This is a genomic window from Zhihengliuella sp. ISTPL4 (assembly GCF_002848265.1).
Lineage (GTDB): Bacteria > Actinomycetota > Actinomycetes > Actinomycetales > Microbacteriaceae > Microbacterium.
On sequence record NZ_CP025422.1, the window covers coordinates 3,141,436 to 3,165,778 of the forward strand.

The following is a 24,343-nucleotide window of genomic DNA, read 5'->3' on the forward strand; positions in this document are numbered from 1 at the left end:
CGGCTACACGAGCGTGGTCGGCCCTCGTGCCGGTCACGCTCCCTCAGAAGCGTATGAAACAATACACTTGTGACGACCGAAGCGCCAATCGACCAAGCGGAACTCCAGCGGTTCGCCGATGCGGTGATCTCCATCGCGCATCGGATCGAGCCCCGGACGCTCGCCCTGCCGGACTCCCCGCGTCTGACGCCGAGAGACATCGAGGTCTTGCACGAGATCGCCGTCCGTCCCGCCAGCACGGCCACGGAGATCGCCCGGGGCCTCGGTCTCCAGAGAAGCAACGTGAGCGCCACACTGCACGCGTTGAGGCGCGCCGGGCTCGTCACCCCGGGCGAGCGAACGGGTGGCGGGCGAGGAGTGGGGTTCGTCCTGACGACACGCGCTGAGAGCGATGTCGCTCGCGTCCGCGCTCATCGGGCAGACAGGCTGGGAACCGTCCCGGCCGAGGTGCTGAGGCGGGCGCTGTCGGCGACGCAGGCGCTGGTCGACGTGAGCGGCCAGGTCGACCTCCCGGAGTGAGGTTCGGGCGGCGCAGCGTGCTCAGCGGGGCCGGGCGTCCACGAGGACGGACGCGCCGAGCACCCCGGGCATCGGCCGCACGATCACGCGGGCGATCTCCTCGCCCCACACCGCGCGGAGCAGGGGGTCGTCGAGTCGGATGGTGTCCACCGTCGTGCGCGCCGACGGATCGACGGACAGCACGGCGCGCACGTCATCGCCGTCCGGGGCGCGGAGGCCGAACTCGCCCTCGCCGCGGAGCACCGGCACGCGCGCGAGCATCAGCACCAGTTCGATCTCGCGCGGTTTCAGAGCCTGGGGCCAGGCATCGGTGACGCGGATCGCCGAAGTCCCGATTCGTTCGAAGCGTCGGATCCAGGACGTCACTCCGGCGTCCGGCGGGTAGGCGGGTGCCAGGTCGATGGTGAACGCCCAGCCGTTCTCCTCACGTTCATCCGAGAGGACCGTCGCACCGAACTCCGCTCCCGGCGGCTGCTCGACGCCGTTGATCCTTGGGACGCTGTGGAACCCGGAGGTCGTGAACCACTGGTTGTAACGGGCGGCGGTGAAGCTCGAGGCGGTGTACACGCCGGAGCCGACGTCGATCAGCAGTGGGGCGCCGTCCGCAGCGACGACGAAGCTGCCGACGTCGTTGTGGTTGTGCGGCTCGCCGTTGTGCCCGCCTTTCGCGACCAGGCGAAGGGGGCCGGAGGCGGCGGCGAAGACCTGGGACTCCGGCAGCAGCACCGGGGCGGGCGCGGACGGCGGCGAAGCGGGCGCGTCGCGCCAGCTCTCGTCGAGGAGGGCGAGGAGTGCGCGGCCGAGGGGGAGCGGAAGCTCGACGGCCGGGCCGGCGCCCCGGGTCTCCCGCGCGAAGCGCGCCACAGCGGAGTCCCCCGTCCGCTGCCCGAAGCGCCACAGGAGCTCGCCGGGATGACGATCCTTCATCGAGCCCCCGCCCGCACGGGGGCGCCGTGCGGATCCGTCGCCGAACACGGCGCTCCAGCCGTCGGGGCCCAGGGCGACGACCATCGGATACCGCGCAAGCGCGCGCAGCAGCGGATGCCGGAAGACGGCGTCTGCGCCGGTCGGCGCGTACCAGCCGAGCATCTCGACGGCCTCGAAGAGGCGGGCCGCGGACTGCCACCAGTACATCACCCCCTCCGTGCATCCTCCGTCCTGAGGGACTCCGGCGAGGTACGGGTCCAGACTGCGGATCGCTGTGCGGAGGATCGCCGCCCTTCGTGCCGGGTCGACGTCGACGAGGGAGACGCAGGCCAGGACGTTGGACACGACCCACGGGTTCCAGTTGCTCGGCAGGGCGAACCAGTGGTAGCGGGGCGCGTCCTGCTCGAAGGGTGTCAGAACCCGGATGTCGATCTCGCTCGCGATCCGCCCGGTGAGCTCGACGGGGAGGGTGTGCCGGTGAAGCGTCAGGAGCCAGGCGAGCAGGGCGGCGGATTCTGCGGCGAAGAGGTCGAGCACGGGCCGCGCAGGATCGGGTTCCGGCTGCAGCGTGCCGCCGGGAGGGGCATTGTGCGCGGGAACGCACCAGGTCGGCTCGTCCAGCACGAGCCGGAGCCCGTCGATCATCGCCTCGGCACAGCGTTCTCCGAAAAGGGTCCCCGCCTCCGTGGCCGCGGCGAGGGCGAGCGTGGAGAGTCGCCGCCGCCGCTCGAAGTAGGGCGTCTCGAACGTGGTCCTGGTGCCGGAGCGGAAGAAGGCGTCCCACGCGTCGCGGGGCAGGTCCGGCCAGGCGGCTCGCAGCACCGCTTCGGCCTCCACGCGCACGCCGGAGCGGCTGGCAGCGTCGATCCGGTCCCACGCGACGGCGCCCACCGGCGGCACGGGCGGAACAGGTCGATCCACCGACCTCGTGGTCAAGAGCGTCTCGAACGCCGTCTCCAGGGTTCCGGTCGTCTTCGTCGTCGCTGCAGGCACGATCCCGACCGTAGCGGGGGCGCCCGGCGGAGGAGCTATCCCGTGATCAAACGATCGCGCTCGGTCGGATCTCCTCCTGTCGCGTCAGCTGGTCGGCGAGTTCCGGCACGAGCACGAGGACCACGTCGACGAGCTTCCAGTCCAGGTCCTGGCACTCCTGCCGTGCGCGGTCGAGTTCGGCCAGGGATGGCAGGGCATCATCGACGGGCACGATGAACGCTTCGACGTGGAAGAACTGTCCCTGGTCCCTCGTCCGCACGGCGACATCACGCACCCAGGGCAGGGTCCGGAGGTGGTCGAGCACGGCGTGGGAATCGGGGTGGGGCTGCTCGTCGTCGAACGTCGTCGCGCGGGTGTCCATGAGGTCGGTGATCGCGGCGCGGGTGTTGCGCCACCCGTCCCAGAGGATGCTGCCGGCGATGAAGGTCGCGGCTGCCGCGTCCGCCCACCACAGGCCCAGTCCGATGCCGCCGACGCCCACGATCGAGCCGGCCGCGGTCATCCAGTCCGCCTTGTTCATGTCCGCATCGGCATAGAGGACCTTGTTGTGCAGATCCTTCGCGAGGCGCATCTTCACGCGGCCGAAGTAGATCGGCAGCGGGATGGTCAGCGCCATCATGCCCATCATCAGCCACCCCGACCAGATCACGTGCCCGAACACCTGCACGGAGCCGATCGGAGGCCGATCCCCGCTCACCAGCCCGATGACGGAATCGACCAGGAGAAACGCGCCCATGGTGAACAGGGCGACGCCGGCCACGAGGTGGGCCACGCCGACCGAGCGGAAGAACCCGTACGGGTACTTCGCGGTCGCCGGCTTCGCGATGATGCGGACCGCCAGGAGGAAGGCGATCGGCGGCGCAAGGGAGAGCAGGTCCTCGATCCACGCGGCCTTCATCGCCTGGGAGTTGCCCATCACGAGGTACACGCCGGTGATCGCCACGGCGAGGAACGCGAGCGTGAACCACTCGAAGCGGATCGCCCGGCGCAGCGTGTCCTGCTGCGCGGAGGGGAGGGCGGGATGGCTTCTCATCGGGCGTCTCCTCGCTCGAGCAGGAAGGTCTCGAGGGTCGTGAGGAATCGGTTCTCCCCCAGGACCGTGAGCATCACGTGCTTCTTCGTCTCGCCGGCGGTCGACGCGTCGTCGAAGGGGACGGTCATCGCCGCTTTGTCGACCCAGGGGGTGTCGTCGGTGAACCCGCCGATCGCCAGGTCGAGCGCATGGTCGTGCAGCCGATCCGCCAGGTTCGCCTCACTGTCGACGGTCCAGACGACAGTGGCGTCAAGCGTCTCGGCGAACTCCTCGACGAGGCGCACTTCCTCGCCGGTGGGACCCGAGGGATCGGTGGTGTCCGTCCACGGGGGATTGTGCGTGATACCGACCCGGATCTCGCCGTCCTGGACGCGGTCGACCGTGCCGTCGACATCGGCGGGGATTGCTCCGCACCCGGCAAGCGCGGCGATGATCGCCACGCTTCCGGCGACGCTGGCCGATGCCCTCCGGCGGTGACGCTTCCACATGGCTTCGATTGCTCCTCGCAGAGAAAAGACGCGCCGCACAGGCGGCGCGTCGGGTCATGGTCTTCACCATAGCCCCGGCCTGGCGGAAAGCAATTCCCGGGCAGCGCGTCGCCGACTTCAGCGGGCGCGTGCTTCCTCGAGGTAGTTGTAGGCGGTCACGCGGGAGATGCCGAGCCTCTTCGCGATCGCCTCCACGGACTTCCGCATCTGCGTCGCGCCCCGCTGGTCCAGGCGCTCCAGGACGCTGATCTTGTCGTCGCGCGACATCGCCTCGACAGGCCGTCCGATATCGCGGATCGCCTCGGTGATCATCGCATCCATCACGGAGACGAGGTCGGTCCCGAAGTGCTCCCTCGGCGCCATCTCCGCTGCGGTGGCCGGCAGGAGGGCGTCCAAGATGTTGCGAGCCTGACGCAAAGGGCTGACGTCGACGTTGATGCAGAGCGAGGCGATGATGTCGCCTTCGCGGTTGTGGAAGTAGATCGACGAGCAGCGGAGCTCACGGCCGTCGCTCGTGTGGGCCGTGTAGCCGAAGGCGTCGTGGTTCTTCTGGCGGTCCCGGAGCACGTCGAGTCCGAGCGACGTGGAGGGGCCGCCGACCGCTCGACCGGTGACGTGGCCGTTCTCGATCGCGACGATCGTGTGACCGAGGTCCACATCGCTCCCGTCGAGGTTGTGGAGCACGACCTCGACGGAGGGTCCCGCCGCGGCGGCGAGCGCGGGAAGCAAAGGGCGGTACAGCTGCAGCACCTCCTCCGCGCTCTCGTAGGTCTCGCGCATGGACGACAGCGGAAGCGACGGGGCGGCTCCTTCGCCGACCGGCAGTGGGGACACGGGCATACACCTCAGATGAACAAAAAATACGAGTGATGGACAGATTGTCTCTGCCCCTGTTAGTTTATCGACGCCGAGGACGGCGGTCGAGGGGCGATCGCGGCTCGGCACCGACTCATCTGGCAAGGAGGCTGGGATGACTACGACGGCGCGGGGCAGGCTCACACCGAAGCAGCGCAAGACGGTCGCGGGCGGCGCGATCGGCACCATCATCGAGTACTACGACTACTACCTGTACGGTCTGGCCGCCGCAGCGGTCTTCCCGGCCGTCTTCTTCTCCTCGAACGACCCCCTCGTCGCGCAGCTGTCGTCATTCGCGACGTTCGCGGTCGGGTTCTTCCTCCGTCCGCTCGGCGGGATCATCTGGGGGATCGTGGGCGACCGGGTCGGCCGCAAGGTCGTGCTGATGAGCACCGTGGTCGGCATGGGCGTCGCCACGACCGGGATCGGACTCATCCCGTCGGATCAGGCGATCGGGATCGCGGCGCCGCTGCTCCTGCTCCTGTGCCGGCTCCTGCAGGGCTTCTTCGTCGGCGGGGAGATGGGGGGAGCGGCGACCATGGTGGTCGAGGCGGCTCCCACCGGCAAGCGCGGGCTCTACGGCGCCTTCCTCATCAGCGGTGCCGGGATCGCCAACGTCTTCTCCGGTGGTCTGATGGCGGCGCTGGGCGCCACGGACGACTCGTGGTTCCTGCAGTGGGGCTGGCGCATCCCGTTCGTGCTCTCGATCGTCCTGGCCATCGCCGCCGTGCTGCTGCGGCGCCAGCTCGAGGAATCGGACGCCTTCACCGAGACGCAGACGCTGCAGCTCGCCCTGGTCGGCAAGAAGGTCAACCCTCTCGTCGAGGCGTTCCGGCACCCGAAGAACGCGATCATGGGCGTCCTCATCGGCCTCCCCCAGTCGATCGCCGGGTACGTCGTGCTCACTTACGGTCTGGCGTTCATGGTCTCGAACGAGGAGCTGCCGGCCTGGATGGGTTTCGCCGGGACGATGATGGTCGGCCTCCTGCAGATCGTGGTGGCTCCGCTGTGGGGCGCGATCTCCGACCGGATCGGACGCCGCACGGTGTACATCATCGGCTGCCTCGGATTCGCGGCGATGGTCTATCCCGCGTTCATGATGTTCAGCACGGGCAACATGTGGTTGATCTGGCTGGGGCAGATCCTGGGCTTCGTCGTCTTCGGGGTCGCGATGCAGGCCACCCTGGCGACGATGCTCGCCGAGATGTTCGATCCCGAGGCGCGCACCACCGGCGTGAACATCGGCTATCAGATCTCCAACACCCTCGGCGGCGGTCTCGCGCCGCTGATCTGCACGGCTCTGGTGGCGGCGGCCGGCGGCGCCTTCTGGCCGGTCGTCGTCTACTCCGCGGTCATCGCCGTGATCGGTGTGATCGCCACTCTGGTGGCGTCGATCATTCCCGACGTCGAAGGGGCTGGTCGTCTGCACGCGCTGGCAGGGACGCCGTCCGCGGCGGAGGTCGCGCTGGACGGCGGTTCGGCGGCAACGGCCGAGAAGGCGTCGAGGGGATAGACCCCGGCACGCAGCGAGTCAGGGTCGTCGCTGCTCGTCCCGCGACGCCTCGTCGCCGTCGTCGTGATCGTTCTCGACGCGGATGCGGCGACCCTCCTCGATGTCCTTCGTCTCCTTCTCCGCGCGCTTGTCGCTCTGCCGGGTGTCGCGCGGCGGCAGCTGGATGTCGCGTTCGGCGGCGATACCCGCCTGAAGCTGACGACCGCGTTCCAGTTCGGCGTCGAATTCGGCGCCGAACAGCAGCGCGAGGTTCGCGATCCACAGCCACAGCAGGAACACGATGACACCCGCCATCGATCCGTAGGTGCGCTCGTAGTTCGAGAAGGTGGTGACGTAGAGCACGAACCCGAGGGTGGCGATCGCCAGCACCACGATGGCCACGAGGGCTCCCACGCTGATCCACCGGAACTTGGGCTGCTTGGCGTTCGGTGTCGCGTAGTAGAGGACCGCCACCAGGAAGACGACGACGAACAGCAGCAGCGGCCATTTCGCGATGCTCCACGCGAGCTGCACGCCTTCGCCGGCGCCGATCGCGTTGCCCAGCGCCGACACCACGTCGCCGGAGAGGACGAGCACGATGGCGACGATCGCCAGCGAGACGACGGTGATGAGCGTGACGAGGAGCTGCATTGGCCGCAGCTTCCAGAACGGCCGTCCCTCCTCGATCTCGTAGATGCGGTTCATCACCCGACTGAACGCGCCGACGTAGCCCGACGCCGACCAGAGCGCGAGGAGAATTCCGGTGACGAGGGCGATGCCGGCACCCGGCGCCTGGGAGATCTGCTCGATGGGTCCGCGCAGCGCCTCCGCCGTCTCCGGCGGTGCGACGTCGCCGATGATGCCGAGCACGGCGTCGGCGGCTGCTCCGCCCTGCCCGAAGACGCCGAGCAGCGAGAACACGGCGATCATGGCGGGGAAGATCGAGAGCACCGCGTAGTACGTGAGTGCCGCCGCGCCGTCCATGCATTGATCGGCGGAGAACTCCCGCACGCTCTTGACGAGCACGTACTTCCACGACCGCTTCTGCAGATCCGTGGGGTTGTCCGGCTTCTCGTCGTGCTCGGGAGAGGGTGCGGCTGTCGATCCGCTCCGCTCGGTGTCTGCCTTCGACATGGCTCCTCCTCGGCGTCGGCGCGAGCATTGCCCGCGGAGTCAGTCCTACGAGAAGAGGGCGCGTGAGGGCACGGGGGTTGCGCGAATCCGAAACGAGGGGGATGCTGTGCCGGCTTCCAGTCATCCGACCGGATAGGTGACCGTCCCGTCCCCGCCCACCACGGCGCCACCGCTGAGCTCTGCCGGGTCGACGTGACCAGGGCCGAGGATGTGGCGGACGACCTCGTCCCGCGCGAGGAGATGGTCGGCGATGATCCGTCGATGACACCGCCACCACACGCTCTCCGAGCACATGACCGTGACGCGCCGCGCGCGACCCTCGGCGCGGAGGTCGTCCAGAGCCTGCCCGAAATCCGCCGACAGCGCGTGATCCGCGTAGTTGTGGAAGCTGCGGTTCTGCCACCAGGCATTGGTCTCGAACGGCACATCCCGGCTGACCGGGCGGCGACCCGTCAGCCCCTCCGCACGGTGGTAGGCGATCCCGGCGGCGCGCAAGGAGGAGGCCAGGGCGTCCTGGTCGAACTGCGGATACCGCTTCGAGCCGGGCAGGCGCCGCACGTCGACGACACTCTCCACGCGGCTCTCCTGCACCAGCCCCAGGAACTCGTCGATCGTCCGGGTGGAGTGCCCGATGGTGAAGAAGGGCGCAGCCATGAGGCGACCGTAGCCCACCCCGCCCTGTTCACCGGCGACCCTTGCCCCGCCGCGGTCGCCGCCCCTACGGTGAGGTGACGGGTGGCGTCCGCACCCGAGGGCGGGGGCCGGCGGCTTACGCTCGTCAAGAACGTGATGGGCAGCGACCAGCCGCCCTCCGACTGGACCCTGACGGCGGCGGGGCCGGAGACCGTCACCGGCGCCTCCGGGTCGCCCTCCGTCACCCGCGTTCCGGTGCCCGCCGGCGACTATGCGCTCGCCGAAGCGGACGGCCCCGCGGGGTACGCCGCCGGTCCGTGGTCGTGCACCGGCGGTGCGGTGACGGCCGACACCGTGACCGTCGCGGCAGGAGCGGAGGTGACGTGCACCATCATCAACACGCTCGAGATCGGCCAGCTCACCCTCGTGAAGAACGTCGTGAACGCGGGCGGCGGGCCCCTCGACGCGCAGGATTGGGAGCTCACCGCCCGGTCCGCCGACACGGTCATCAGCGGTGTCTCCGGCTCGAGCAAGGTGAGCTTCGCGGCGGTGGCGCCCGGGACCTTCACCCTCTCGGAGTCGAGCACCGCTCCGCAGGCGGGGTCCTACGTCAGCGAGGGCTGGTCATGCGTCGACGACGAGGGTACGCCCGTGGGCACCGGCGACACCGTCGAGGTCGTCCCGCTGGAGAGCGTGATCTGCACCGTGACGAATCGCTGGACCGCATCGACGCTGACACTGCGCAAACAGGTCGCCTCCGCCTTCGGGACGCCGGCGCTGCCCTCGGCCTGGACACTGACGGCGACCGACGGCGCGGCCACGGTCTCGGGCCCAGCCAATTCACCGGCGGTCACCCAGGCGGCCGTCGCCCCCGGGGCGTGGACCCTCAGTGAGACGGACGGTCCGTCCGGCTACGACGCCCTCGGGTGGAACTGCTCGGGCGGGACCGTGTCGGGGGACGTCGTCCAGGTGCCCCCGTCGGCCGACGTGGTGTGCGTCCTCACCAACGCGTCGATCACTCCCACCCTCACTCTCGTCAAGCAGGTGGTGAACGGTGAGCGCGGGCGCGCGGTGCCCGCGGACTTCGAGTTGAAGGCGCGCGGCCCGGGCAACGCGGCCCTCTCCGGTCCCAGCGGGTCGGAGTTCGTCACCGACATGGTGCTGCCGCCGGGCGACTACGTCTTCTCCGAGGACGGCCCGAGCGGCTACGAGGGCGACTGGAGCTGCACGGGGACCACCTGGGACGGGACCACGGCGACGCTGGGCTTCGGGGAGGACGCGATCTGCACCGCGACGAACACGTTCGTCGGTGGCACCCTGACGCTCCGCAAGGCGGTCGTGGGAGACGGTCCGGGGGGCGCCGGCCGGACCCGCTGATGTCACGGACTGGACCCTTCGCGCCATCGGCGGCGGGGAGTTCCCGCGTCCTCGCATCGAAGGAGCGTCCGGCGAGGCCGCGGTGACGCTCGCTCCGCTCGGTGCCGGTGCCTTCCGGCTCTCGGAGGCGGCGGTGGAGGGCGTCCCCACGGCGGATTACCGCAGCGACGGCTGGCAGTGCACGGGCGGAGCGCTGGAGGGCAACGTCGTCGAGGTGACGGCCGGGATCGATACCGTCTGCACGGTGACGAATGTCTACGTGCCCCGGTCGGGACCAGGGCCCGACCCCGAACCCGAGCCCGAGCCCGAGCCCGAGCCGGAGAACCCGGATCCCGGTACGGACGTCGACCCGGGAGCCGAGGGCGGGTCGAGTGGGGCGACGGACACCGACCTCGCGACGACGGGACTCGCGCCGACAGCGGCTGCGGCGGCGGGGGCCGGCGGTCTGCTCGTGCTCCTCGGTGTCGCGCTGCTCGGGACGCACCGCCGCCGGCGCACGACTCAGACGTCGGCCGCCCGCACGTCCGCCCGCCCGTAGTCGCCGAGCTTCTCCACGGCGAAGTCGAGGAGAGCGTCGGCCCGCGAGGTCAGGGTCATGTCGGCCGGCCAGATGCCGACGACATGGGAGACGGTCACGGGAGGGTCCAAGGGACGGATCACGACGGCGCGTCCCTCGCTGCTGACGGGCAGGGTGTTGGGACGGGACATGAGCAGGCCATAGCCCAGACCCCGGCCCACGAGGGCTTCCACCAGGGCGAGCTGACTGACACGAGCCTCGATGCGCGGTTCGAGTCCGCGTGCGGTGAAGGCGTCGATGACGTTACGCGTTCCCGGGCTGGCGTCGTACTGGATGTAGGGCTCGTCGGCGAGATCCGGAAGATCCAGCGTTTCGGCGGTGGCCAGGGGGTGCTCGGGCGGCAGGTGGACCTCGAGCTCGGTGGCGTAGACCCGGCGCCGGCGGTACCCGGCGGGCAGCGACACGTTGTACACGAGAGCCACGTCGAGGTCCCCCGCATCCAGCGCCGAAAGGAGCTCCTCGTTCGTGCCGATCATGATCTCCAGCTGCACGCCCGGATGGCGCTTCGGGAACCCCTCGAGCAGCTCGGGCACGACGCTGGTGGCGAAGCTCGCGTAGCAGCCGAGGGTCACCGGCCCGCGCAGCTCGGTGCCGCGTCGGGCATCGAGGACGAGCTCTTGCGCGTCAGCGACGATGCGGCGGGCCTGTCTGGCGAACTGCTGACCGGTCGGCGTCAGGGTGAGGCCGCGGGCCTTCCGTCGGACGCAGAGTTGCGCACCCACGGTGCGCTCGAGGCTCGTCACCGCCTGCGACAGCGCCGACTCCGAGATGTGCAGGTGGGCCGCCGCGGCGCTGAGCGTGGGGAAGTTGGGCAGCGCGGCGAACAATTCGAGTTGCCTCATGCTCACATCGGACATCGCCGGTTCCGCCCGTCCTGATTCTTCGGTGTATCCGAACTATATCCGCGAAGAACCGTGATTTACGTACAGAGTGCGCAGCCTCACGATGAAAGGGACACATCCCGATTCCCTCTCTTCCGAGGGAGACAACGACGTTAGGGACGACCATGACCTCCTCTTCTGCTTCTGGCCGCGACACCTCGCAGCGCCGCATCGCCTTCGCGACGATCATCGGCACGACCATCGAGTGGTACGACTTCTTCATCTATGCGACGAGTGCCGGGCTCGTCTTCGCTCAGCTCTTCTTCCAGCCGGCAGGCAAGGAGATCGGTCTGCTGCTCTCCTTCGCCACCGTCGGCATCTCGTTCCTCTTCCGTCCGCTCGGTGCCTTCCTGGCGGGGCACTTCGGCGATGTCCTCGGACGGCGCACGATGCTCGTCCTCACCCTGGTCATGATGGGCGCGGCCACCACGCTCATCGGCTTGCTGCCGACGTACGCCCAGATCGGCATCGCCGCGCCGATCCTGCTCCTGCTGTTGCGGATCCTGCAGGGCCTCTCCGCCGGCGGCGAGTGGGGCGGTGCGGTCCTCATGGCAGTGGAGCACGCCCCGGCCGATCGGCGCGGTCGTGCGGGGTCGTGGCCCCAGCTCGGGGTACCCCTCGGGTTCCTGCTCGCCTCCGGTGTGACGGCGCTCATGACCGGAGTCGTCTCCCCGGGCGCGGCGTACCTGGAGTGGGGTTGGCGTGTGCCGTTCCTGGTGAGCGTCGTGCTCATCGTCGTGGGATTCATCATCCGGCGCTCCGTCTCGGAGAGTCCCGTCTTCGCTGAGATCGCGCGGCGCGGACGGCAGTCCCAGGCGCCGATCGTGACCCTGTTCCAGCGCCACTGGTACCTCGTGCTCCTGGCGGCGCTCGTGTTCGCGGGCAACGGCACGCTCGGCTACATGACGACGGGCGGCTTCCTCAACAGCTACGCGATCAACGTGCAGAGCCTCGACACGACGGCCGTGCTCGTCGCCGCGTCCGTGGCCGCGGTCGTCTGGTTCTTGTCGACCCTCGCCGCCGGATACCTCTCGGACACGATCGGGCGGCGGAGCACCTTCCTGATCGGTTTCGCGCTGCAGGCGCTCGTCGTCTTCCCGATCTTCTGGCTCGTTGATCACGGCGGACTCCCGGGGCTGTACACCGCGCTCGTCCTCATCTCGACCGGTCTCGGCCTCACCTACGGCCCCTTGGCCGCGTGGTACTCCGAGATCTTCCCCGCATCGATCCGGTTCTCCGGTGTCTCGATCACCTACGCGATCGGGGCGGTGCTGGGTGGCGCTTTCGCGCCGATGATCGCCCAGTTGCTGCTCGACAAGACCGGTACGACCATGGCCGTCTCGGCTTATCTCCTCCTCGCATCGCTGCTCGGCGGCGCGGCGACGCTGTGCCTCCGGGATCGATCGGGGATCCCGCTGGGTCCGGACCACGAATCGGAGCAGGCCACGGGCGCCACGATGTTCCGGTCGCCCCCGACCGCGCCTGTATTGGTGACGAAGTGAGAGGGCGCGCGATCGCGCGTCGTTCGATGAAGGAGAGGCAATGGTAGACAGCAGCACGAGGATCGCCGTGATCGGTGGGGGGATGGGCGGGCTCACGGCCGCGATCGCCCTCAACCGGATCGCGGGCGTCCAGGTCACGGTGTTCGAACAGGCGACGGCGCTCGGCGAGGTCGGGGCCGGGGTGACCGTGGCTCCGAATGCCCAGCGCGTTCTCGAGGCGCTCGGCGTCCTGGAACAGGTGCGACGGGCCGGGGCGACCCCGGACGGCCACGGCGTCTATCTGGATGCGAGCGGCGCCCTCGTCACCGATGCAGCGTGGGAGGACTCCGCGAAGCAGTACCGGAACATCGGGATGTACCGTCCGGACCTCATCGACGTCCTGGCGCGCGAGGTCGACGCCGACAGCATCCGCCTCGGGCATCGACTGGCCTCCCTCCGTACGGAGGATTCCGGCGTCCGAGTCACTTTCGACAACGGCGTCAGCGACCTCTTCGACGCGGTGATCGGGGCGGACGGCATCCACTCGGTCGTGCGCCGCGGCATCGTGCCTGATCCGGAGCCTGTGTACTCCGGGTACATCGTCTACCGCGGGGTCGTCGACGCCTGTCTTCTGCCCGCGGACTGGCCGAAGATCAGCCAGGTGTGGATGGGGGATCAGCGGCACTTCATGTGCTACCCGCTGCAGCAACGCACCCTCTTCAATTTCGTCGCCGGGGTTCCCAGCGACCGGCCGCTCCGCGGGCCCTGGTCCGGTCCGGCCGACGTGAGCGAACTCCGCGCCGAGTTCGCCGGCGGTGCCTGGGACACCCGTCTGCAGCGCTTCCTCCAGGTGATCGAGAAGACGTTCTGGTGGGGACTCTTCGACCACGAACCGCTCCGCAACTGGTCGCGAGGACCGGTGACCCTGCTCGGCGACGCCGCGCACACGATGCTCCCGCATCAGGGACAGGGCGTGAACCAGGCGATCGAGGACAGCATGGCGCTCGCCGTGTTCCTGAAGGCCGCGGACACCGTCGCTGACATCCCGGAGGCGTTCCGGCGCTACACCGCGGTCCGCATGCAGCGGACCGCCATCCTGCAGCACGGGTCGCGACGGGCGGGATGGATGTTCGACGCGCAGCACGAGTTCGCTGACCGGCGGAAGCGCGACACCGACCTGCGCGTCGGCCGCGACTTCCGCCGCAGCGCGGTGTTCGACTACGACGCGAGGAAGGTCGCCGAGAGGGCGCTCACCCGCTTCCGGAAGGAGCAGTACGCATGACCTCGATCAGCATCATCGGCAGCGGGAGGATGAGCGCCGCGATCGCGGATGTCGCCACCCGTGCCGGAGCGCGCATCCAGATCGTGCGCCGGAGCACCTCCAGCTCGTCCGGCGACCGCGCCGGTGTCGCCTACGCCGCCCTCGGCGATGACCTTACCGGCGACCTCGTCGTGCTCGCCGTCCCGTACGTGGCCTACCCGAGCATTCTCGAGCACTATCGCGATCGCCTGCGCGACAGGGTCGTGATCGACATCAGCAACCCCATCGACTTCACCACCTATGACGAGCTGACCGTTCCCACCGATTCGTCCAGCGCCGCGCAACTGGCCCGGATGCTCCCCGAGGGCGCCGCGGTCGTCAAGGCGTTCAACGTCAACCTCGGCGACACGCTGGCCACCGGCACCAACGGCACGACGCCGACGACCGTCCTCTATGCCGGCGACTATGCCGAGGCCAAGATCGCGGTCGCAGTGCTCGTCGAGGCGGCGGGGCTCCGCGCCGTCGACGTCGGTCCGTTGTCCCGCGCTCGGGAGCTCGAGGCGATGGGATTCCTCCAGATCGTGCTCGCCGCGCTCGGCACGACGAGCTACGAGTCGGGATTCACTCTGCTCCCCTGAGGGACATGCGCCTCGACGCGCCGGGAAGGCGGACGGGACGGGACATGACGCTGCGGGTCCGTCCGGAACAGGACGGACCCGCAGTATCGAGGCTCAGCCGGCGGCCGGAGCGATCTCGTTCGGGGTGACGTCGAGTTCGGTGCTCGCAAGCACTTCGCCGGTGGTGAGGTCGACGGCGTGCACGCTGTTCGCGGCCGGCTCGGTCACGTATGCGATGTCGCCGGCGACGACGATCGCGGGGTGCGGGTCCTGCCACTCGGCCGGTCCCTCCCACGCCTCGATGACCGGGTAGGTGTCGGTGATCTCACCGGACGTCGGGTCGAGCACGTGGATGGAACCGTCGGCGCCGAGGATGTAGGCCAGGTCGTCCGGGCCGCGCACGACGTCTCGGAACGTGTACTCCGCTCCCGCGGGCAGGGACACGACCTCGGAGGTCATTGCCGCGGTGTCGATGAGTGTGACGGCGCCGAGCAGGTAGCCCTCGGCGTCGGGGTCGTTCTTGTAGTCGCCGACGACGATCGGGCTGGTCTCACTCACGTAGGCGTTGCCCATGCGGCCGTACGGCTGGTCGGGGGCGGCGAGCTTGGTGATCTCGCCGTCCTTGTAGACGAGCGCGCCGTCCTCGCAGCCGAAGACGACGACCTCGTCGGCAGCGGTCCCTTCACCGTGGACGCCGGGGCACTGGTCGGACGAGGCGATCTCCGCACCCCCCGCATCGCGCACCACGATGCCGCTGCGACCATCCGCATCGCCCACGGTGGTCAGGAACGTGCCGTCCGCGAGGAGCACGGAGACACCGTGATGCGCCTCGACACCGTCGATGGTCTCCAGCTCGGGGAGGCCGTCGCCGAGATCGGCGGTGTCGAAGATCGTGGTGTCGCTCGTGCCGTCGGCGTAGAGGATGGTCTTGCCCCCGTGGCGGACGACGTGGCCGGGGGTGTCGGCGTCGAACACCGTATCGGTCAGCTCGGCCTCGTCGGACGATCCGGCCCCGGTGTCGAGCACCTGGAAACCCTCGCTCATCGTCACCATGACGTGGCGACCGTCGCCGGCGGGGTTGAGCCGTGTGAACGGCTCGGAGTCGAAGTCGGCGACGGTGTCGAGCGTCTCGCCGTCGAGGACGAGGATGCCGCCCTCATACGAGATGGCCACCCGGGGACCGGTGTCCGATTCCGGGGCGCCGCTCGGGGCGGAGCCGGCTCCGGCCGTCGTCGAGCAGGAGGCGAGCGTCACGGCGGCGCCGAGGGCGACGGCCCCGACCAGCGCGCGGCGCAGGGGGAGTGTCTTCATGCGGTGCTTCTTTCTTGTGAGGGATGGTCTCAAGGGGTGAGACCGGAGGTGATGCGCTCGGTGTTGACGCGCATCATGGTCAGGTAGTCCGGGGCGCCGCCGTCTTCGGCGGTGAGCGACTCGGTGAACAGTTCGATCACCTCGATGTGGACGTCGGCCTCCTCGGCGAGCGCCTGGACGAGGCGGTCCGGGGAGGAGGACTCGGCGAAGACGGCGGGCACGCCCGTCGCCTCGACGGCGTCGACGAGATCGGCCAGGTCGGAGGCCGACGGAGCCGCGAGCGTGGTTCCGCCAGGGATGACGGCGCCGACGACCTCGAAGTCGAAGCGGTCGGCGAGGTAGCCGAAGACGTGATGGTTGGTCACGAGCGCCCGGCGATTCTCCGGGATCGTGGCGAACGCGGTCGTCATCTCGGCGTCCAGCGCCGTCAGTTCGTCGCGGTAGTCCGCGACCTCCGCCGAGAGGGCATCGGCGTCGATGCCGTCGAGCGCGGCCAGGGCGGGCTCCAGGGCGTCGACGACGTCGATCATCCGTGCCGGATCGGTCCAGAAGTGCGAGTCCGGCATTCCCGCGGCATCGCCGTCGCGGTAGTCCAGGACCTCGATCGCGTCGCCCGCGATGAAGGACGGCACGTCGGCGTCGACGGCCGCGTCGAGGTGCTGCTGCAGGCCCTCTTCGAGTCCGAGTCCGTTGGAGACGAGCAGGTCGGCGTCCCGCAGCGTGGCGGCCTCCTGCGCCGAGATCTCGAACGAGTGCGGGTCGGCGTTCGGCTTCATGAGGGTGACCACGCGGGCCTCGTCGCCGACGAGCTCGCCGACCACGTCGCCCAGGATGTTCGTCGAGACGACGACCACCGGTCGAGCGTCGGCGGGGGCGGTGCAGGCGGTCAGGGCGGCGGCGGTGAAGACGGTGAGCGCTGCGGCGGCGAAGGGGCGGGGGAGGCGCATGTCAGCGTCCCGTCTCGGCGACGAACGCCGGCTCGGTGGCGGCGTCGAAGGTGCGCGCCACGCGGGCGCCGTCGGCGTAGTCGATCTCGAACAGTCGGTGCTCCGCCGGGCCGCTCAGGTAGGCGCGATGCTGATCCGCGATGAGTACCGGCGCCGCCTCCGCGGCCAGCGATTCCACCACGAGGGGCGCCGTCGCCGCGCGCACCGCTCCGTCGGCCGCGCTGAGCACGAGCACGCGCCCGTCCTGCGTCAGCGCGAGGAGGGTGTCGTCCTCATCGCTGACCGCAGTGACCTGCGCGAGGGGAGTGGGGGCGGTGAGCACCGTCCAGGTCTGGGCACGGGTGTCGAGGACGCGGATGTCGGTCGGGCCAGCGAGGCCGGCGACCGTGGGGCGCCCCTCGCGGTTGTCGAACGCGGACACGGCTCCGGCCGGTGCTCCGTCCGGGTACGGGATGCGATCGACGGTGAGAGCCCCGTCCTCGACCCGGGCGAGCAGGGCGCCGTCCGCGCACCCGATCACCGCTCCGACCCTGGTCGTGATCGTGCCGGTCGGCGCGGCGCAGTCCTCCCGGAGCCCGGTGCGCTCGCCGTCCGCCGTGTAGCCGACGACGGCTCCGCCCGTCTCCCCGTCGGCCTCGGTCACCAGCGCGAACGACCCGACCGGCACCACCAGCCCCTGGTGGGGAGCGCGCTCGATGCGGAAGAGCTCACGGATCTCTCCCTTCGACAGCGCTTCCGTATCGAGGAGGACGGCGTCCCCTGAGCCGGCGAAGGAGACGCCGGTGCCGCCGGTGGTCGAGCTGTTCGTCGTCGCGACCGTCGCCGTGCCGTCGCCCTCCACCGTGCCGAGCAGCGCGGGATCGGCGCGGTAGTAGTGGAAGTGATCGACGTGGTCCCATGTCCAGACGCCGCTGTCGACCACCTCCACGCCGTCGCCGGTGTCCGCGAAGAGGTACCGCCCGTCCGTCGTCATGCCGTCGGGGGCGGCGACCGTACCGATGACGGTGACGCCCTCGTCCAGGAGGTCGAGGTGGGTCACCCGGCCCTGCGCGTCGATGGTCGTGAGTCCGAGCTGCGGTTCGGCGACCTCCTCCGCTCCGGCGATCGCGCCGTGACCGTCCCCGGCGGAGGAAGAGGTGGCCGGACTCTGCGCCGCGGTGCCGGCGCAGGACGCGAGGGTGAGGGACAGGGCGGTGAGGGTGAAGAGGGGCAGCAGGCGGGAGTGCACGAGAGCCTTTCGGGAAGAGTCAGGAGGCGGGAGCAGGGACGGGAGGGGTGGCATGGGCGGCGATCGGACGCCGCGTGGACACGGTGGCCCGCACCGCCCAGGACAGTCCGGCGAAGCCGATGGCTGCGGCGGCGACGGACGCTCCCGCCGCGGTGGCCGCATACCAGGACGCGAGGAGACCGACGAGGACGGCGGCCACGCCGAACGCGGCCGCGAGGGCCATCCGGGTGGGGAGCCGCGAGGTCCACTGTCCGGCGGCGACGGCCGGGGCGAGGAGCAGGCCGACCACGAGAAGGGAGCCCACCGCCTGATACGACGCCACGACGGCGAGGGTCACCAGCCCGACGAGGGCCCCCTGGGCCCATCGTGGCCGGAGACCGAGCACCGTCGCGATCCGGGCGTCGAGCGCGAGCGCGACGAAGGGTCGATGGCAGAGGACGGCGGTGGTGACTCCGACGGCGGCCGCCGCCGCGAGCAGGAGGAGGTCGGCGCGGGTGATCGCGAGGATGTCGCCGAACAGGATCGCGGTCGCGTCCGTGGCGAAACTCCCCGAGTGGGAGATGATGATGACGCCCAGCGCGAGCATCGAGACGAAGAGCAGTCCGATGCTCGTGTCGTAGGAGAGCCGGGCGCGTCGTTGCAGGGTGCCGATCCCGATGCTCATGGCGACGGCACTGAGCGCTCCGCCCACGAGGACCGGCGCGCCGAGCACCGTGGCCAGAGCGACGCCGGGCAGCATCCCGTGGGCCAGGGCCTCGCCGAGGAACGCCATCCCGCGGACGACGACCCAGGTGCCCACGACCCCGCAGAGGACGGCGACGAGAGCGCCGCCGATCACTCCGCGCTGGAAGAACTCCAGCGTGAACGGCGTCAGCAGGGCGGGAATGGGGGTGGTCACGGAACGCGAGCCTATTCGTTTTTGAGAATGATTATCAAATTCATAAACTGAAGACATGGCGACATTCCCCCCGACCCCCGATCCCTCCGTGCGCTTGCGCGATGTCTCCGTGCGGTTCGGGGAGCGTGACGCGGTGCGCGACGTCACCCTCTCGGTCGGAGCGGGAGAGTCCGTCGCCATCTCCGGCCCGAATGGGGCCGGGAAGTCGACCCTGCTGGAGGTGGTCGCCGGCGTGCGCTCACCGACGCGAGGGCAGCGGAGCGTGACGGGGCGGATCGCCTTCGTGCCGCAGCGTGCTGTGGTGCCTCCCGGCCTTCCGCTCACGGCGCGAGATGTCGTGGAGGTCGGTACCTGGGGGCGGCTCGGCGCCTTCCGCCGACGGGATCATCGGGCACGCCGCGACGTCGAGGCGGCGATGGACCGCACCGCCGTGCGCGCACTCGCCCGCCGTCCGTTCGCCGAGCTGTCCGGCGGTCAGCAGCAGCGGGTGCTCCTCGCTCAGGGGCTGGCGGCCGGGGCGGCGATCCTCCTCGTGGACGAGCCGACGACCGCTCTGGATGCGGAATCGGTCCAGCGGATCCAGGCCGTGCTGCGCGAGGAGGCCGACCGCGGAGCGGCGGTGATCTGCGTCACGCATGACGCCAGCCTGATCGCGGAGGCCGACGACGAGGTCGCCCTTCTCGAGGGGGCTCGGCAGGTTGATCCGCCGGGGGACGACCCGCTCACGGGGAGGCGGTCAGAGGCCGTGCCCCATGTCGAAGTCGGAGAGCGCGGGGATGTCGATGTCTCCCCGCGCTGACGAATCGTCCGAGGTCTTGGGGAAATGGCGATGCGCGCGCAGCTCGTCGACCTCTGTGGAGAAGTCGGGCTCCGGGTCCCCGCTGTGGTGGGGGCTGACGAGCACATCGTTGCCGACGCCCACGAGCAGATCGGCCCAGTCCTTCTCCCCGTCCAGGACGATCGGGATCTCCACCGCTTCGGACTCGCCCTCGCTGGCGATGGCGGCCGCGAGGGTGAGCAGCGTCTCCGCGACGTCGTCAGAGGTGAGGAGCTGCTGGCCGGCGTAGGAGACGAGTTTCATGGGGGCATCCTCTCGTCGTCGGCGCTCTCCGGCACGGGGGTTGCGTCGGTCCTCGAGCAGAGGATAAGCGGTTCAGCGCAGATAGGCGTCGACCATCAGGGCTCCGCGGATGTCGCGGAGCCGATCGATGAGCCGGGTGATCCCGGCCGTGCTCAGGGAGGAGAGCGGTAGGTCGAACGGCCCGAGGGGTTCCAGCTTCCCCATGCGCAGCCGGACGACTTCCCACCCGGCACCGCGGACGGCACGGTCTTTCCGGCGGTCCGTCTCCTCCCGCTTGCCGACGTGCTCCAGCCCGTGGCGGCCGACCGTGTCGTACTCGATCGCGATGCGCAGCTCGGGAAGCAGGATGTCGGGCCACACCTCCGTATGCCGGAAGAACGGCCGGGCGACCTTGATCGCGTTGATGTCGCCGGGGAACAGCAGCCGTTCCGCGAGCGCCTGCCGGAGCTTCCCCTCGGCGGCCGAGGCCGGCTTCGGAGCGCACGCGCTGAGGAACGCCGTCCCCGTCGGCAGCGCCGGCGTCTTCGTGCAGAGTCCCGATGCCGGCTTCCTCGGGCGGGCCGGGAGCGCCCGTGCTTCCCCGAGGACGACCGCCTGCGGGCGGGCCAGCGACGCGCATTCCGGGCACCAGGACGATCGTCGCCGCACCCGCCCTGGACGTTCTCGCTGCTCGGTCGGCGTCGCCGCGAACCGATGACCGATGGCGCACTCCCAGCAGAGCAGCACATCAGCGGCCAGGGGCACCTGCGATAGAGCGATGCCGTGGTTGAGCTCGGGGTGATACTGCCGGATCAGCTCGGGGTAGGCCGCCCACGCCGCCCGGTAGGTGCCGACGGGGTAGGGCACGTCGAGGTCTCGCGAGAACTGCCGTCTCGCCCACCACTGCTGCACGGGCTCGGGCACGACAGTGAGAGTAGGCGAGGCCACGGACATCAGGGGCGAGGAGTCACCAGGGTGAACATCGCCATCACGTCTGTCGTGTCCGCGGGGCCGCGCCTAGTGTCGGTGGCGAAGACCGGTGCCTCTGCGCGCGTGGAGGGCATCTCCGACCGCAACCGAAAGCAGGAAAACATGGCTGAACTGATCGTCATCTCCTATGACACCGAGAGCGACGCCGAGGGCGCCTACAACCGCATCCAGGCGCTGCAGGACGACCTCGTGGTCGAGCTCGCCGGTCTCGCGCTGGTGAAGGTCGACGGAGAGGGCAAGACCAAGGTCGAGTACCCCGGCACCGCGGGCAAGGTCGGCTTCGGGGCGGCATCGGGTGCTCTCTTCGGATCCCTCATCGGCATCCTGTTCTTCATCCCGATCGCCGGGCTGGTCTTCGGCGGTCTGCTCGGGGCGCTTTTCGCGGGCCTGGACAAGACGGGCATCAACGCGGAGTTCCGCGACCGCGTGAAGTCGACGGTCACGGCCGGCAAGTCGGCGGTCGTCATCTACGCGCTCAAGCTCACCGAGGACAAGTTCGCCGAAGCCCTCGCTCCGTACAACGGCACCGTCGTGCAGACGTCGCTGTCGAAGGAGGACGAGGCCGAGCTCGTCAAGGACCTCGGCGGTCACTGACACCGCCCGAGGCGCCCGTCGCGGATGCGTCCGCGGCGGGCGCATCGCCGGCTGGGGCGGTCGCGTCAGCGCCGCACGCGCGCCCTCGTCTTCGCGACGCCGGCGAGTGTCGCCCGCACCGGGGTGCCGAGGTAGAGCCCGAGGGAGGCGCCGGATGCGAGCGCGATGCCGATCACCGCGGCGTCGATGAGCGACCCGCCGACCGTCAGCATGCCGGAGGAGGTCCCCGCTGCGTGCACGACCTCCAGCAGCCCCTGGAACACGGCGACACCGGGGACCAGGGGGACGATGGCGGCGGTCGTCACGGCGACCGACGGCACGTGCAGATTGTGGGCGATGAGCATGCCGATGAAGCTCGCCAGCAGCGCTCCGACCGCGCTCGCCGCGGCCGGGTGCAGCCCGAGCGCGACAGTGCCGGCGTAGCCGGCCAGGGTCACGGCGCTGAGCAGCGCGCTGACGAGGATGATACGGATGCCCGCGCCGTTGAACACGGCGACGGCGACCGCGATGATGATCGCTCCCGCCAACTGATTGAGCAACGGACCGAACGGCGCCGGGTCGTCCGGCAGGTCCATCGTGAAGCCCAGCACGCCGCCGAGCTCCAGCCCGACGAGGATGCCGATCACCACCCCGAGCGTCTGCATCGTCAGATCGAGGATGCGACCGCCTGCCGTGAGCGCGAATCCGTCGATGGCGTCCTGCGCGGCCCCCACCACCGTGAGCCCCGCGAGCATGAGCACGATGCCCGAGGCGACGATGATCGACGGCCGGATGCCGACGAACGGTTCGATGCCCGCGTTCCCGAGGGCGGAGACCGCCACCGCGACCCCGGTCGTGACGAAGCCTCCCGCGATCTGACTGAAGAACAGCGGCACGCGGAGCCGGGCGAGCCCGGCCTGGGTCAGCGCTGCGCACAGGGCGGCGACAAATGTGAGACCCACGATGAGCGGTGAGGCGCCGAGCATGATGCTCACACCGACCGCGAGGAGGGCCCGGGCGACGATCACCACGGGCTGCTGGTAGCGGAACGGCACGCGGCGGATGACCCGGAACGCCGTGCGTGCGGACTCCAGGTCCAGCCCGCCGTCGATGTCGGCGACCAGGGCCTGCACGCGCTGCAGTTTGGCATGATCCGGGGCGGCGACGCGGACGACGCGGACGAGGGTCTCCGGCCAGACCTCGCCGCTGAGGTGGAAGGAGACCGTGATCGAGTTGTACGTCACGTCGACCTGCACGCCCTTCAGACCGTAGGCCTCGCACACCCGCGTGATCGCGAGGGTGACTTCGTGCGCCGACGCACCCACGGCGAACATCGATTCCCCGATGCGCGTCGCGAGGTCGAGCACGCGGGGGACGGTGTGCTCGTCGATCACGGGCATCGCCTCGGTGTGGGCGACGGCGGAGGGATCGGTGTGCAGCAGCCGGCGGACGGACAGGAGCAGTCGCTGGGAGGAACGCGCGGGCATGTCTCCATTCTCCCGCCGCGAGAACCCGCCCCTGTCCGCAGCCCGGTTGTCAAGGCCCGGAGACGCTCGCAGCGGGGACTCTAGAGTGGGCCTCGCCGCGCAGCACCCGGTGACGCGGCAGGAGGATTCGACGATGACGGATGACTCGCTTCCCACGGAGGCGCTGCTCGACGGTCGCTACCACCTCCGAGAGTGCGTCGGGCAGGGCGGGATGGCCCGTGTGTACCGCGCGGAGGACTCCCTGCTCGGGCGCACGGTCGCCATCAAGATGCTCCGCGCGGAGACGGAGGAGGGGGCGGCCTCGGACCGTGCCAGGGGTGAGATGACCCTGCTCGCCTCGCTCAACCATCCCGCGCTCGTCACGCTCTACGACGCGCAGCTCCAGCCCGGCCGTGCGGAATACCTCGTGATGGAGTTCGTCGAGGGTCCGACCCTCGCCGCACGGATCGCGGAGGGACCGCTGCCCCCGATCGAGGTGGCGGCGCTCGCCGCCGACCTGGCCGAAGCGCTGCACGTCGTGCACAGCGCCGGCATCGTGCATCGCGACATCAAGCCGTCGAACGTCCTGCTCACCGGGAGCGCGCTCGCCGGCAGCCGCTCGGGTGCGAAGCTCGCGGACTTCGGGATCTCCGTGCTGGTGGATGCCGCCCGGTTGACGTCCCCCGGCACGGTCATCGGCACCGCGGCGTATCTCGCGCCGGAGCAGTTGAACGGGGCGCCTCCCGCACCGCCTGCCGACATCTACGCCCTGGGCCTGGTGCTGCGGGAAGCACTCACAGGGGAGCGTGCATTCCCCGAGGCGGAGGGCATCGGCGCCACGCTGGTCCGCCTGATCGAGGAGCCCGACATCCCCGCGTCGGTGGGCCCGGAGTGGGGCGCCCTGCTGCGCCGCATGACCGCCACCGATCCCGCCGATCGGCCGAGCGCGGCTGGAGTCTTCGCCGCGGTCGCGGAACTCGCGCACCAGCCCCCGATGCCTCCGTTGCCCCGCATGCCGGCTTCCGTCGCCGCGGCCGCGTTCGCGACGCCCACACCGACGCCCCCGGCCCCCGAGCAAGCCCGAACACTCGTGCTTCCCGTCGGGACGCCGGCAGGTGTCGGCGCGGCAGGAACACACACGGGCACGGGCGCACTCCGCGCGGACAGGCCGCGAGTGCGGAGGCGCCGCCGGGGGCTGGTGACCGGCCTCGTCGCAGCGGCGGTCGCCGTCGTCGTCGCCGGAGCGATCTGGGCGGCCGGTGCCCTCAACCCGAACCCTGTCGTGACGCCGGTCGACACCGAGCCGAGCCCCGCCTCGACCCCGACGCCGGCCGTCGTCATCCCCGCGACCGTGCCGGAGGAAGCAGAGGAGCCGGTGACCCCGGTCGACGCACCTGCCCCGGCGCCGGCTCCGGGGGAGGAGAAGGCGGAAGACAAGGCGAACGAGGAGGCGGAGAAAACCGCCGAGAAGGCCGCGGAAGAACAGCGGAAGGCCGAGGAAGACGCGCAGAAGCGGGCCGAGAAGGAGCAGGAGCGCGCGGAGAAGGAAGCCGAGAAGGCCCAGGAGAAAGCGGAGGACGCCGACCGGGAGGAGTGAATCCT

24 protein-coding genes are annotated in these 24,343 nt (G+C 70.2%); 10 read left to right on the forward strand and 14 right to left on the reverse strand.

Annotated features, from left to right (window positions below; genetic code table 11):
- Window positions 1-69: 69 nt before the first annotated feature.
- Window positions 70-519, forward strand: coding sequence for a MarR family transcriptional regulator (locus tag CYL12_RS14995; RefSeq protein ID WP_101848295.1), 450 nt, complete (start codon window positions 70-72; stop codon window positions 517-519).
- Between the two features lie 21 nt (window positions 520-540).
- Here CYL12_RS14995 and CYL12_RS15000 read toward each other — a convergent pair whose 3' ends face one another.
- The 4 genes from CYL12_RS15000 to CYL12_RS15015 all read right to left on the reverse strand — a co-directional run bounded on the left by CYL12_RS15000 (window position 541) and on the right by CYL12_RS15015 (window position 4,794).
- A complete protein-coding gene (locus tag CYL12_RS15000; protein ID WP_158297203.1) occupies window positions 541-2,439 on the reverse strand; it encodes a heparinase II/III domain-containing protein in 1,899 nt (632 codons plus the stop codon).
- A 46-nt stretch (window positions 2,440-2,485) separates the two neighbouring features.
- Window positions 2,486-3,472: a cation transporter gene (locus CYL12_RS15005; RefSeq protein ID WP_101848297.1), complete on the reverse strand. Its 987-nt coding sequence runs from the start codon at window positions 3,470-3,472 to the stop codon at window positions 2,486-2,488.
- Window positions 3,469-3,960, reverse strand: a complete 492-nt coding sequence (locus tag CYL12_RS15010) for a transglycosylase SLT domain-containing protein (protein ID WP_158297204.1) — start codon at window positions 3,958-3,960, stop codon at window positions 3,469-3,471. The genes CYL12_RS15005 and CYL12_RS15010 overlap by 4 nt, the downstream gene beginning before the upstream one ends.
- A gap of 117 nt (window positions 3,961-4,077) precedes the next feature.
- Complete coding sequence (locus tag CYL12_RS15015; RefSeq protein WP_158297205.1) at window positions 4,078-4,794, reverse strand: helix-turn-helix transcriptional regulator; 717 nt, start codon at window positions 4,792-4,794, stop codon at window positions 4,078-4,080.
- A 136-nt stretch (window positions 4,795-4,930) separates the two neighbouring features.
- Between CYL12_RS15015 and CYL12_RS15020 the strand changes: the two genes are divergently transcribed.
- Window positions 4,931-6,328 (forward strand): MFS transporter, encoded by a 1,398-nt coding sequence (locus tag CYL12_RS15020; RefSeq protein ID WP_101848300.1) that lies wholly within the window; start codon window positions 4,931-4,933, stop codon window positions 6,326-6,328.
- Between the two features lie 18 nt (window positions 6,329-6,346).
- On the opposite strand, the gene CYL12_RS15025 is transcribed toward CYL12_RS15020, so the two are convergent.
- The gene (locus tag CYL12_RS15025; protein WP_101848301.1) at window positions 6,347-7,441 is read right to left on the reverse strand and encodes a YihY/virulence factor BrkB family protein; all 1,095 of its coding nucleotides are present in this window, start codon (window positions 7,439-7,441) and stop codon (window positions 6,347-6,349) included.
- A gap of 120 nt (window positions 7,442-7,561) precedes the next feature.
- On the reverse strand, window positions 7,562-8,095 hold the full coding sequence (locus tag CYL12_RS15030; protein WP_101848302.1) for a DUF488 domain-containing protein: 534 nt from the start codon (window positions 8,093-8,095) through the stop codon (window positions 7,562-7,564).
- A gap of 81 nt (window positions 8,096-8,176) precedes the next feature.
- Between CYL12_RS15030 and CYL12_RS15035 the strand changes: the two genes are divergently transcribed.
- Both CYL12_RS15035 and CYL12_RS15040 read left to right on the forward strand, forming a co-directional pair.
- Complete coding sequence (locus CYL12_RS15035; protein ID WP_158297206.1) at window positions 8,177-9,451, forward strand: hypothetical protein; 1,275 nt, start codon at window positions 8,177-8,179, stop codon at window positions 9,449-9,451.
- A 25-nt stretch (window positions 9,452-9,476) separates the two neighbouring features.
- Window positions 9,477-9,989 (forward strand): hypothetical protein, encoded by a 513-nt coding sequence (locus tag CYL12_RS15040; RefSeq protein WP_233486903.1) that lies wholly within the window; start codon window positions 9,477-9,479, stop codon window positions 9,987-9,989.
- Here CYL12_RS15040 and CYL12_RS15045 read toward each other — a convergent pair.
- Window positions 9,953-10,870: a LysR family transcriptional regulator gene (locus tag CYL12_RS15045; RefSeq protein ID WP_233486766.1), complete on the reverse strand. Its 918-nt coding sequence runs from the start codon at window positions 10,868-10,870 to the stop codon at window positions 9,953-9,955. The genes CYL12_RS15040 and CYL12_RS15045 overlap by 37 nt on opposite strands.
- Before the next feature lie 164 nt (window positions 10,871-11,034).
- Between CYL12_RS15045 and CYL12_RS15050 the strand changes: the two genes are divergently transcribed.
- Genes CYL12_RS15050 through CYL12_RS15060 form a run of 3 tightly spaced genes read left to right on the forward strand, consistent with a single transcriptional unit; the run spans window position 11,035 to window position 14,289 of the window.
- Window positions 11,035-12,411, forward strand: a complete 1,377-nt coding sequence (locus tag CYL12_RS15050; protein WP_101848306.1) for an MFS transporter — start codon at window positions 11,035-11,037, stop codon at window positions 12,409-12,411.
- A 40-nt stretch (window positions 12,412-12,451) separates the two neighbouring features.
- On the forward strand, window positions 12,452-13,672 hold the full coding sequence (locus tag CYL12_RS15055; RefSeq protein WP_101848307.1) for an FAD-dependent monooxygenase: 1,221 nt from the start codon (window positions 12,452-12,454) through the stop codon (window positions 13,670-13,672).
- The gene (locus CYL12_RS15060) at window positions 13,669-14,289 is read left to right on the forward strand and encodes an NADPH-dependent F420 reductase (RefSeq protein WP_101848308.1); all 621 of its coding nucleotides are present in this window, start codon (window positions 13,669-13,671) and stop codon (window positions 14,287-14,289) included. Before CYL12_RS15055 ends, CYL12_RS15060 begins: the two co-directional genes overlap by 4 nt.
- A 93-nt stretch (window positions 14,290-14,382) precedes the next feature.
- On the opposite strand, the gene aztD is transcribed toward CYL12_RS15060, so the two are convergent.
- Genes aztD through aztB form a run of 4 tightly spaced genes read right to left on the reverse strand, consistent with a single transcriptional unit; the run spans window position 14,383 to window position 18,652 of the window.
- A complete protein-coding gene (gene aztD, locus CYL12_RS15065) occupies window positions 14,383-15,579 on the reverse strand; it encodes a zinc metallochaperone AztD (RefSeq protein ID WP_101848309.1) in 1,197 nt (398 codons plus the stop codon).
- 29 nt (window positions 15,580-15,608) lie between these two features.
- The gene (gene aztC / locus CYL12_RS15070) at window positions 15,609-16,526 is read right to left on the reverse strand and encodes a zinc ABC transporter substrate-binding protein AztC (RefSeq protein WP_101848310.1); all 918 of its coding nucleotides are present in this window, start codon (window positions 16,524-16,526) and stop codon (window positions 15,609-15,611) included.
- Between the two features lies 1 nt (window position 16,527).
- Complete coding sequence (locus CYL12_RS15075; RefSeq protein WP_101848311.1) at window positions 16,528-17,754, reverse strand: ABC transporter; 1,227 nt, start codon at window positions 17,752-17,754, stop codon at window positions 16,528-16,530.
- A gap of 19 nt (window positions 17,755-17,773) precedes the next feature.
- Window positions 17,774-18,652 carry a zinc ABC transporter permease AztB gene (aztB, locus tag CYL12_RS15080; RefSeq protein WP_233486767.1) on the reverse strand — a complete coding sequence of 293 codons (879 nt, stop codon included), beginning with the start codon at window positions 18,650-18,652 and terminating at the stop codon, window positions 17,774-17,776.
- A 55-nt stretch (window positions 18,653-18,707) separates the two neighbouring features.
- Here aztB and aztA point away from each other — a divergent pair, with 55 nt between their 5' ends.
- Window positions 18,708-19,451 (forward strand): zinc ABC transporter ATP-binding protein AztA, encoded by a 744-nt coding sequence (aztA, locus tag CYL12_RS15085; protein ID WP_101848312.1) that lies wholly within the window; start codon window positions 18,708-18,710, stop codon window positions 19,449-19,451.
- Here the strand turns inward: aztA and CYL12_RS15090 are convergent.
- Window positions 19,389-19,733 (reverse strand): hypothetical protein, encoded by a 345-nt coding sequence (locus CYL12_RS15090; protein ID WP_101848313.1) that lies wholly within the window; start codon window positions 19,731-19,733, stop codon window positions 19,389-19,391. The two genes, aztA and CYL12_RS15090, sit on opposite strands and share 63 nt — an antisense overlap.
- 72 nt (window positions 19,734-19,805) lie before the next feature.
- Complete coding sequence (locus CYL12_RS15095) at window positions 19,806-20,636, reverse strand: PDDEXK family nuclease (RefSeq protein ID WP_101848840.1); 831 nt, start codon at window positions 20,634-20,636, stop codon at window positions 19,806-19,808.
- 168 nt (window positions 20,637-20,804) lie between these two features.
- Between CYL12_RS15095 and CYL12_RS15100 the strand changes: the two genes are divergently transcribed.
- Entirely contained in the window at window positions 20,805-21,296 is a 492-nt protein-coding gene (locus tag CYL12_RS15100; protein WP_101848314.1) for a DUF1269 domain-containing protein, read from the forward strand.
- Between the two features lie 65 nt (window positions 21,297-21,361).
- On the opposite strand, the gene CYL12_RS15105 is transcribed toward CYL12_RS15100, so the two are convergent.
- On the reverse strand, window positions 21,362-22,762 hold the full coding sequence (locus CYL12_RS15105) for a threonine/serine exporter family protein (RefSeq protein WP_101848315.1): 1,401 nt from the start codon (window positions 22,760-22,762) through the stop codon (window positions 21,362-21,364).
- 133 nt (window positions 22,763-22,895) lie between these two features.
- On the opposite strand from CYL12_RS15105, the gene CYL12_RS15110 reads away from it, so the two are divergent.
- Window positions 22,896-24,338: a serine/threonine-protein kinase gene (locus CYL12_RS15110; protein WP_101848841.1), complete on the forward strand. Its 1,443-nt coding sequence runs from the start codon at window positions 22,896-22,898 to the stop codon at window positions 24,336-24,338.
- The last annotated feature ends 5 nt before the right edge of the window (window positions 24,339-24,343 follow it).

Bases quoted from the DNA above. Each gene is read 5' to 3' on its own strand.
- CYL12_RS15005 (WP_101848297.1), bottom strand. From the start codon at position 3,472: ATGAGAAGCCATCCCGCCCTCCCCTCCGCGCAGCAGGACACGCTGCGC.
- CYL12_RS15010 (WP_158297204.1), bottom strand. From the start codon at position 3,960: ATGTGGAAGCGTCACCGCCGGAGGGCATCGGCCAGCGTCGCCGGAAGC.
- CYL12_RS15020 (WP_101848300.1), top strand. From the start codon at position 4,931: ATGACTACGACGGCGCGGGGCAGGCTCACACCGAAGCAGCGCAAGACG.
- CYL12_RS15025 (WP_101848301.1), bottom strand. From the start codon at position 7,441: ATGTCGAAGGCAGACACCGAGCGGAGCGGATCGACAGCCGCACCCTCT.
- CYL12_RS15030 (WP_101848302.1), bottom strand. From the start codon at position 8,095: ATGGCTGCGCCCTTCTTCACCATCGGGCACTCCACCCGGACGATCGAC.
- CYL12_RS15045 (WP_233486766.1), bottom strand. From the start codon at position 10,870: ATGAGGCAACTCGAATTGTTCGCCGCGCTGCCCAACTTCCCCACGCTC.
- CYL12_RS15050 (WP_101848306.1), top strand. From the start codon at position 11,035: ATGACCTCCTCTTCTGCTTCTGGCCGCGACACCTCGCAGCGCCGCATC.
- CYL12_RS15055 (WP_101848307.1), top strand. From the start codon at position 12,452: ATGGTAGACAGCAGCACGAGGATCGCCGTGATCGGTGGGGGGATGGGC.
- CYL12_RS15060 (WP_101848308.1), top strand. From the start codon at position 13,669: ATGACCTCGATCAGCATCATCGGCAGCGGGAGGATGAGCGCCGCGATC.
- aztD (WP_101848309.1), bottom strand. From the start codon at position 15,579: ATGAAGACACTCCCCCTGCGCCGCGCGCTGGTCGGGGCCGTCGCCCTC.
- aztC (WP_101848310.1), bottom strand. From the start codon at position 16,526: ATGCGCCTCCCCCGCCCCTTCGCCGCCGCAGCGCTCACCGTCTTCACC.
- aztA (WP_101848312.1), top strand. From the start codon at position 18,708: ATGGCGACATTCCCCCCGACCCCCGATCCCTCCGTGCGCTTGCGCGAT.
- CYL12_RS15090 (WP_101848313.1), bottom strand. From the start codon at position 19,733: ATGAAACTCGTCTCCTACGCCGGCCAGCAGCTCCTCACCTCTGACGAC.
- CYL12_RS15100 (WP_101848314.1), top strand. From the start codon at position 20,805: ATGGCTGAACTGATCGTCATCTCCTATGACACCGAGAGCGACGCCGAG.
- CYL12_RS15105 (WP_101848315.1), bottom strand. From the start codon at position 22,762: ATGCCCGCGCGTTCCTCCCAGCGACTGCTCCTGTCCGTCCGCCGGCTG.
- CYL12_RS15110 (WP_101848841.1), top strand. From the start codon at position 22,896: ATGACGGATGACTCGCTTCCCACGGAGGCGCTGCTCGACGGTCGCTAC.